This window comes from Pseudomonas sp., from assembly GCF_026224925.1.
Taxonomy (GTDB): domain Bacteria; phylum Pseudomonadota; class Gammaproteobacteria; order Pseudomonadales; family Pseudomonadaceae; genus Aquipseudomonas.
This window is the reverse complement of sequence record NZ_JAMFRV010000341.1, coordinates 1-8,661: the sequence shown is the minus strand read 5'-3', so window position 1 is coordinate 8,661 and position 8,661 is coordinate 1. Positions and strand designations below refer to the sequence as shown.

Below are 8,661 nucleotides of genomic sequence, written 5' to 3'. Positions count from 1 at the left end.
CCTTGGCGTTCTGCACGCGCAGGTGTTTGCCTTCGAAGTCGACGGATTCGCCTTGCAGCACCCGACGCCAAATCTGCAAAAACTCGTCGGTGACTTCGTAGCGTTCGCTGTGGTCGAGAAAGCTGCCGTCGCCACGGTTTTCGTCTGGATCGCCACCGGTCACCACGTTAATCAACAGTCGACCACCGGACAGTCGATCCAACGTTGCGGCCATCCGCGCCGACACCGTGGGCGAGATGATTCCCGGACGAATCGCCACCAGATACCGCAAGCGTTCAGTCAACGGCACCAGCGCCGAGGCGATCACCCACGAGTCTTCGCATGAGCGGCCGGTTGGAATCAGTACTCCGTGATAACCGAGGTTGTCTGCGGCCTGGGCCACTTGTTTCAGGTAATTCAAGGTGACGGGGCGGGCGCCTTTAGTGGTGCCGAGGTAGTGGCCGTCGCCGTGGGTGGGTAGGAACCAGAATACATCCATGATGAAGTCCTTAAAGGATGGCCAGTTGTTGAGTCGCTGTGTGTACCGGGACAGTTAATCAAGCAACAGTTGAAAAGTTGACGCGAGAGTAGTGGATATAAAATAAGTACATAAATAACATTTGAGTCTTAGCTTATGAACACTCAATAAAAATGGTTTAAGGCCGGTAATTAGTTTTGGTTTATAGGAATGAAACTCTTAGTCTGCGGTCTGCCAGCGCTCGGTGAAGAGTATGGCTGTGCCCAGGCAGACAGTAAGGTACCCAGCGTAAGCAGCGACAATCCCAACATTGGCCGATAAAAAACTCGCATAAGGTCAATGACCTTGTTCGACGGGCTGCGAGAGCGAGGTAGAGCGCAAAGGTTCGGCGGCGATGCGCAAGTTCGCGGGGTCGCGGTATCGGGTGCCGAAATGCTCTGCTGGCAAGCGCGCCTGCCCCTCACCAAACAGCCGCTCGCGCAAGGTTTCGCCGTCGTTGTAGGACTCGCGATAACGGCCGCGACGGCGCAGCTCGGGCACCACCAACTCGATGAAATCTCGAGCGGTTTCAAAGGAGAGAAACTGGCGTAGGTTGATCCCGTCGATGCCGTCCACGTCCAGCCATTGCTCGATGCGATCGGCCACTTCTCGGGGCGTACCCGCGACGAAGAAATAACCCTGATCGAGCCGCGACAAGCGGTCGAGGGCCTGGCCAATGGTCTCGTTCGGCGGGAAATAATCGAGAAAAAGCGAGTCAATCTTTTCCCGATTGAGCACACTCGACACCAACTCTTCCCGTGGGTGTGCCAGCAGGTCGATGGGCAACTGGAAATGCGCCATGGAGCCCTCGACGCTGATCAACCGCCGGTAGTCCTCAAGCTTGCGGGCCAGTTGATCTTCTGTTCTGGCGACGATCACCGAGGCCATCACCACGAACTTGATGCTGTTGGCGCTACGTCCTTGGGCCACCGCCTGGGCGCGCATCGTCGCGATATTTCGGCGTACCGTCTCGTGGCTGGCGCCGCCGGTGAACACGACCTCGGCATGACGCCCGGCGAAGGTTGTACCGGCGGGCGAGCCGGTAGCCTGGAACAGCACCGGGGTGCGCTGGCGCGAGGGTTGACAGAGGTGCGGCCCGGCAACTTGGAAGTGCTCACCCACATGGTCGATGTAGCGCACTTTTTCCGGGTCTGTGTAGATGCGACGTTGCCGATCCTGGATCACGGCATCGTCATCCCAGGAGCCTTCCCAGAGCTTGTAGAGCACATCTAGGTACTCGTCGGCGATTTCGTAACGGTGGTCATGGTTGATTTGGTCGAGATGTCCGAAATTGCGCGCTGCGTTGGGCAGGTAGGAGGTAACGATGTTCCAGCCCACGCGGCCCTTGGTCAGATGATCCAGTGTGCTCATGCGCCGGGCGAAGGCAAAGGGCGGCTCGTAGGTGGTGGAAAAGGTTGCGCCGAAACCCAGATTGCGGGTCACCGCTGCCATTGCCGGTATCAGCAGCAGGGGGTCGTTGCTGGGGATCTGCATGGCCTCGCGCAAGGACGTTTGCGGGCCGCCGCGAAATAAATCGTAGGTGCCTATCACGTCCGCCAGAAACACCGCGTCGAAGCAGCCGTGCTCTAGCAGTTGGGCCAGTTCTGTCCAGTAGTCCAGGTCGTTAAAACGGTGCCGATTGTTGTCCGGATGCACCCACAAACCATGGGTGATATGGCTCACGCAGTTCATTTCGAACAGGTTGACGTGCAATTGCTTGGGGTTCATCTGCGATTCGCTCCCTGTGCGTCGATGGTTAGAATCTGTAGGTCACGCCGGTGGTGAAGCCGATACCGTCGCCGACATAGAAGTTGGCCGAATCGACACCTTTGAGGTCATAGGAGTTCTTCGACGCCGTGACGTAGTGCTGGTCGGTCAGGTTGTTGCCCTGGAGAAATACGCTCCATTCTTTGCTTGGCGTCTCATAGCCAACCTTCGCGCCGAAAATCGTGTACGACGGCGCCTTCACGGTGTTGGCGAAATCCACGTAGTAGCTGGAGGCGTAGTTCATGTTTACGTCGGCATAGAAGCCGCTTGCCTGCTGATACTGCAGGGCTGCCTGGTACACCTGGCGAGGTATGCCGGGCAATTGGTTGCTGCCAAAGGTCGGGTCATTACGGTAGTAAAAATCGTTGACCGTGTAGGCCTGGCGCCACTTGATCGTGTCGCCGCTGACGCCTTTCCACAGCTGAGTGCTTAAGCCGAATTCCACGCCTTGGTGAATGGTGGGCGAGGCGTTGGTATTGGACACTATTTCGTTAGACGTAGCAGTGGCGTCGGCGATTACCGCTGACAGCAACTCACCTTGCACCCAAGAGCGGTAGAACGTCAGGCTGCCGTCAAAAATGCCTTGGTTGCCGCGAATGCCGATCTCTGCAGTATTGGCCTTCTGCGCGTGCAACGGCTGGATATAAGGGTTGGAGACGGGACCTGAGGAGTAGTACCAGGTCACTGGCGGGTCGATCGAGCGGCTAACGTTGCCGAACAACTGCACACCTGATGTCAGCGCGTAGCGAAAGCCCAGGCGCGGCGCCAGGTTCCAGTCGTCGTAGTTGACCGCGCTGGGGAACTGGCTGCTGGTGTTTTGGTTGACCGCATACGCCACCCGCACATCTCGCTGGCTATTGGCCAAAGACAGGCCCGTGGACAACCAGGCCCGGTCGGTCAGTTGCAGCTCGTTGCCCAGAGTGAACACCGTGTCTCGCGAGCCCGAGAACTTGACGCGCTCCACCTGTGCCCAGCTGTTGGGGTCGCGGATCTTCACGTCGCCCGGCATCAGCACGGTGCTGCTGAAACCCAGGGTGGTGTCGCTGCGTAAGCCGAACAGGTGATCGTTTTCGCGCATATAGCGCAATGACGTGGACAGGTCGGTGGAATCCCACTGCCCGGGGTTCGCGTAATAGTGCAGGCCGTCAGTCAGCGTGTAATGGTGATAGCCCAAGCCCAGTTCAAGTTTGGAATCATCATCGAAAGTATAGGTGGTGATACTGCCCAAAAACGTGGTGCCAGGCTTCTTTCGCACCCAGCGATAATTGTTGGCGGTAGGGTCGTGTTTGATCTGCTCCTTGGTCAGTGTACTGGCGTTGGTGTTGACTTCGTCGCGATAACGAATAATAAGGCGAGTTTCAAGTTTCGAGTTGAATACATGTCCGAAGTTAGCGACCACGTCTTTGCCGTGGTTGGCAGAATCATCTTGATAACCGTTGCGCTGGTTCTGGAGTACCGACAAGTAATAATCGCTGTCGCCGACCACGCCACCTGTACTCAGTTGCTCCTTGCGGTAGCCGAAGCTGCCACCCTCCAGGTGTATCGAATTGCCCGGCGCGGTGTAGCCGCTGTTGGTCACCATGTTGATGGCGCCGCCAAGGGTCAGGGCGCTGTAGGCAAAGGCGTTGGCCCCGGAGAGCACCTCGGTATGGTCCACCGCTGCCATGTCCAGCAAATCTTCCTGTGTGCCTCCGGGCCCGGTGATGGGGATGCCGTCATACAAGTACTTGATGCCCAGCGCATAGCCGCCGTAGAAACTGTTGAGCCCCGAGCCGCGAATCGATACCTTGGCGGCGCTCTGGCCGCTGGTAGCTTGGGCGTACACGCCGGGCTGGAAGGCCAGCACGTCTTGGGCAGTCGCCGCCTGGCCCTTGGCTACTTCCTTGTTGTCGACCACGCTGACTGCGCCTGCAACCTTGTTCAGGCGGGTCTTGGCGGCCTCTACTTCGGTTTCAGCGTGTCCGGTCACCTCCACGGTGGAGAGGCTAGGAGCAGTGGAACTGTCACTATTGGCCGGTGCGCCATGAGCATTGGCTTGCCAAAACAACACCAGTAGCCCTGCTCTGATGGCTACTGCAAGTGGAAGTTTGCGACGAACTGCGCCGCTTCCCGGATGGATTGAACCCACGCTAATTACTCCTTTAACGCCTAATGTCTGGAAGGAGCGTCTATTGGAATAGTCGGGCTCTATAAGGAGCTTTAGCAAGTGGCGTGCCATATGAAAAACGTGACATCAACGTTATAAAAAGAGGGGCAGCGGAAAGTCGCGCATATAGTTCACAACAGTTTGTTGGACAACTGTCGCACAACCAACACTTCGCAGTTTGGCTGCGGCGTAAGTTGTTGGCCCAGTTTCTGAGGGCCGAATTTATTCCTACAAAGGTTTGCTTATTTACTTAACGCTGTTCAACCCGATTGAGAAAGCGCCGGGTCCGCTCGTTGTCCGGGTCAACCAATATCTCCTCGGGGGATCCATCCGCGACGATTCTTCCAGCCTCCATAAACAGCACCCGATCGGCGATATCTTGAGCAAACTTCATTTCATGCGTCACCAGCAGCATGGTCATTTGTTGTTCGTGGGCGATGGTGCGGATGACCGCCAATACTTCGCCTACCAGTTCGGGATCAAGTGCGGAGGTCACTTCATCAAACAGCATGACCTGCGGACGCATTGCCAATGTGCGGGCGATGGCCACACGTTGCTGTTGGCCGCCAGACAGTTGGCTCGGGTAGGCATCGGCCTTATGGCTCAAGCCAACGAGTCCCAAGTATTGATGGGCGCGTTCCTGGGCCTCTTCACGGCTCAATTTCAACACCCTGAAAGGCGCCTCGGTGATGTTCTCTTGCACCGTTAGATGCGGGAACAGGTTGAATTGCTGGAACACCATGCCGACCCGATGAATGACTGGGGCTCTTTTCGTGCCCGGCCAGCGCCAACCTGGCGGCTTGCCTGGAACAGCTGCGCCGTCGACTTCGATGCTGCCGTGCTGGTAGCTTTCCAGCCCTTTGATCAGTCGCAGCACGGTGGATTTTCCCGAGCCACTGGGGCCGATCAACGCGACCTTCTGCCCTTGTACAATGCTGAGGTCAAGGTGATCGATTACTCGTGTAGCGCCATAACTCTTGACCACTTGTTTGAGCGCTATTTGCGCCGGCGCAGTGCGGATGATGCTTGCAAGGTTAGACATGACTGCGCCTTTCCAAATATTTAAACAACAAGGAGGTTGGAATGCTGATGGCTAAGAACATCAGGGCCATCAGTGTGTAGGGTTCGTTGTAGCGGTAAGTCATCCCCGCCACTTGTTTAGCTGCCTGAAACAGCTCAGGGATTGTAATCACCGCCAGTAGCGGCGTTTCCTTGAACATACCGATCAGATAATTGCCGAGAATCGGCAGCATGGGCTTGATGGTCTGCGGTAACACGATGCGCTGCCACGTGGTGCTGGTATCGAAGTCCAGCGCTTTGGCGGCATCCCATTGGCCCGCCGGTATGCCGTCTATTGCACCTCGAAACGCGTCGGCAATGTAAGTGCCGTAGTAAAGCCCGAGGCCGATGACGCCGGTAGAAATCGCTGGCAGCGTAATGCCCGCCAATGGAAACGCGAAGAACAGCACATACAGCTGAACCATCAACGGCGTGTTGCGGAAAAAACTCAGGTACGCCTTGGTCAGTCTACGGACCGCCACGAACTTCGAGCCTTGGGTAATCGCCAGTATCAGGCCGACCAGTACCGCGAGCAGGAAACCAAGCACCACGACTTGAATGGTGACCACTAAACCCCGAAGCAGGTCCGGAATAATCGACCAGGCAAATGCATAATCAAAATTCATGACTTACTCCTTGGACCGGCGCCATGCGGTGCTGTGTTGCTCGTATCGACGAACCAGCCAACTCAATGGCCATGCCATGACGAAGTAGCACACCAGCACGATGCACCAAATCAAGGTTTGTTGACCTAGCGTGGTCACGAGCTGGCTGCCGGAAAACGTTAGATCGCTCAAGGTGATCAACGAAACCAACGAGGTGGTTTTCATCAATTCGACCAGTTGATTGCCCATTGGCGGCAACATGAATGGCAGGGCTTGAGGCAATACAATTCGTCGAAACGCGGTGGCGGAATCAAAGTCCAGCGCCCGCACTGCATCGCGTTGCCCGAGGCTGACATTGATCAATGCTGAGCGGATGATTTCTGAGCCATAGGCGGAGAAGGTCAGGCCCAAGCCAATCACGCCGGTAGCCATGGGTGACAAGCTGATGCCGAACAGCGGCAAAATGAAAAACAGATAGAACAGCAACACCAGCGCCGAGATGCCACGCAGAATTTCGACATAGACCGTGGCGATCCAGCGCAGCGCTCTCCAGGGTGATAGGCGCATTAAGGCGATGACGAACGACATCACCAATACCACCAGTTCCGCCAGGAAGGTAATCTCCAGCGTCACCACCGCACCGTGTGCTAACTGACGTGCGATAAACGTTGCTGTAGCCACAGCAGAGGGATCGATAAACATGGCCTGTACTCGTGTGGGTTGAGGCCTTTGCTGCTCACTTTCCTGGACGCCAAATGGGTGGTGCCCAGGGTCAGTGGCAAACGTTCAGGGTGCTGCGTTCATGGCGTATCGGGAGTGAGCGGTGCAAGGCTTATCAACCATTCGCCCTGGTTGACGATTGGGTGGTTGACCACCATCAACACCAAGCCATCGTGGGCCGCCAGCAGCTCGCCCTGGGGTATCCCGTAAATGTCTTTGAGGTGCCCAAGACGTTGGCCAGCGACGACGTGCTCGCCAGCCGCAACGTCCAGATAAAGTCGTCCGCTGATAGGCGCTTCGACTTTCGAAAAATTGCTCACGACCACATTGCGACGTTGTTTCTGTGCCGGTTCGCGATCTTCGGTGATGCCCAGAAACTGGGCGACGTTAGCGACCCCATTGAAATGAAACTCGATGCATATCGGATCGAAAACGCCGTTGGCGCCGCCTTCAGCCATCACTGCATGGCGGCCGAGCCAAGGCAGTTCGTTGGTGGCACGGCCTCGGTTATTGGTTTGTTCGACTGCGAACTCGACGATGCTGTCAGCGTCGAACTGATGCGCCAACGCCCGTGTCCGCTGGTCAAACTCTGGCGCTCCGGTCATCTGGCACATCACGAAGCGTGCGACTTCTTCGCGCAAGTCACCGCCGTGTAAATCGATGAAAACGTCTGCGTCCTTCGACCATTCGTGCAGCACCTCGTGCATCAACACCTGGCTGAACGAGCCGTTTACATCCCCGGGCGACAGAAAATTCATGTTCTTGCCGTCGACCGGGCAAACAAACTCGGCGTGTTCGAACAGGCCCGGAATATTCAGCACCGGCAAAATTGACACCGAACCGCGTACCAGTTTTTCAGTGAAATAGTCCTTCAAGCGAAGCGCTGCCTCCATGGCGTCGACTTCGTTGGGGTGCATGCCGGCGATGATCGCCAGCTTTGCCCCCGGCAGTGTGGATTCGATATCAAAGAACGGCCACTCCACGCCAGTCAAAGTAGGGTGGGCAAATGTCAGTGTTCCCCAACTCAATGAGCCGGCTTTTCCAAGGATGTGCTTTTGCAGGGCTGGCATCGAAGGCCTCGTGGTGCGTACGGTTATAGACGATGCGTTAAGGGTTGCAGCGTTGCGCAGCAGTAATGCCAGCGCCCGGCAACTCGTTTTCGGTATAGCCGTATTTCTGCAGGATTTTCAGCAGCTCGCCTGAAGCACGCAGTTTGGCCAGCTGTTCGTTGAACGCCAGAGTGAACTCAGGGTCATTTTTAGGCAGGCCGTAGGCGTGGTAATTCCAGGTTGGCTTGCCTTGGGCGTCAGGAATCTGGTCGAAGGGCAGGGCACGTTCGATGGATGTGCTGTTGGCTTTCTTGACCAAGCTGATGATTTCCGCGTCCGGGAAATACACCACGTCAACCCGATCAGCTTCCAGCGCGGCCAAGGCTTCGGTGTCCTTGTCGAACAGGACTACGTTGTTGGTAGCAATGCCGCTGTCTTTGGCTTCTTGAACCTGGTTAGTGCCCGGTTGCGTCGCCAGACGTGCTTTGCCACTGGCTGCAACGTCTTTTAGGCTGTGCAACTTAAGTGGGTTACCGGCTTTTACAATGAACGCTCCACCGGAGCGGGTGACCGGGTTGGAGTAGCCAATCACTTTGCAGCGGGCGGTATTGATGAACAGGCCTGCACCGATCAGGTCGAAACGTCCGGCTGCCAGCCCCGGCACCAACGAACCAAAATCAGTGATCGGCGTTTCGATTTTGGTGATGCCCAACGGCGTAAGAATCGCCTGCAGCACCTCAACGTTGGCACCGGTCACTTTGCCATCGGTGCCGATATAGGCGTAAGGCTGTTCGTTAGCGATACCTGCGGTCAGCCCGT

Annotated in this window: 8 protein-coding genes; all 8 read right to left on the bottom strand. The window is 56.6% G+C overall.

Annotated features, from left to right (window positions below; all coding sequences use genetic code 11):
* Positions 1-478 (bottom strand): LLM class flavin-dependent oxidoreductase (locus M0974_RS15000; protein ID WP_297838106.1); only part of this gene is annotated, 478 nt, incomplete at its 3' end.
* A 315-nt stretch (positions 479-793) separates the two neighbouring features.
* Positions 794-2,224, bottom strand: coding sequence for an LLM class flavin-dependent oxidoreductase (locus M0974_RS14995; protein ID WP_297838104.1), 1,431 nt, complete (start codon positions 2,222-2,224; stop codon positions 794-796).
* Between the two features lie 28 nt (positions 2,225-2,252).
* Positions 2,253-4,391 carry a TonB-dependent receptor gene (locus M0974_RS14990; RefSeq protein WP_297838102.1) on the bottom strand — a complete coding sequence of 713 codons (2,139 nt, stop codon included), beginning with the start codon at positions 4,389-4,391 and terminating at the stop codon, positions 2,253-2,255.
* A 268-nt stretch (positions 4,392-4,659) separates the two neighbouring features.
* Positions 4,660-5,451: an amino acid ABC transporter ATP-binding protein gene (locus M0974_RS14985; RefSeq protein WP_297838100.1), complete on the bottom strand. Its 792-nt coding sequence runs from the start codon at positions 5,449-5,451 to the stop codon at positions 4,660-4,662.
* On the bottom strand, positions 5,444-6,094 hold the full coding sequence (gene ehuD, locus M0974_RS14980; RefSeq protein WP_297838097.1) for an ectoine/hydroxyectoine ABC transporter permease subunit EhuD: 651 nt from the start codon (positions 6,092-6,094) through the stop codon (positions 5,444-5,446). The genes M0974_RS14985 and ehuD overlap by 8 nt, the downstream gene beginning before the upstream one ends.
* 3 nt (positions 6,095-6,097) lie before the next feature.
* Complete coding sequence (ehuC, locus tag M0974_RS14975; protein ID WP_297838094.1) at positions 6,098-6,775, bottom strand: ectoine/hydroxyectoine ABC transporter permease subunit EhuC; 678 nt, start codon at positions 6,773-6,775, stop codon at positions 6,098-6,100.
* A gap of 98 nt (positions 6,776-6,873) precedes the next feature.
* Positions 6,874-7,863: a succinylglutamate desuccinylase/aspartoacylase family protein gene (locus M0974_RS14970; protein ID WP_297838093.1), complete on the bottom strand. Its 990-nt coding sequence runs from the start codon at positions 7,861-7,863 to the stop codon at positions 6,874-6,876.
* 37 nt (positions 7,864-7,900) lie between these two features.
* Positions 7,901-8,661: ectoine/hydroxyectoine ABC transporter substrate-binding protein EhuB (ehuB, locus tag M0974_RS14965; protein WP_297838091.1), on the bottom strand; the 761-nt coding region annotated here is incomplete at its 5' end.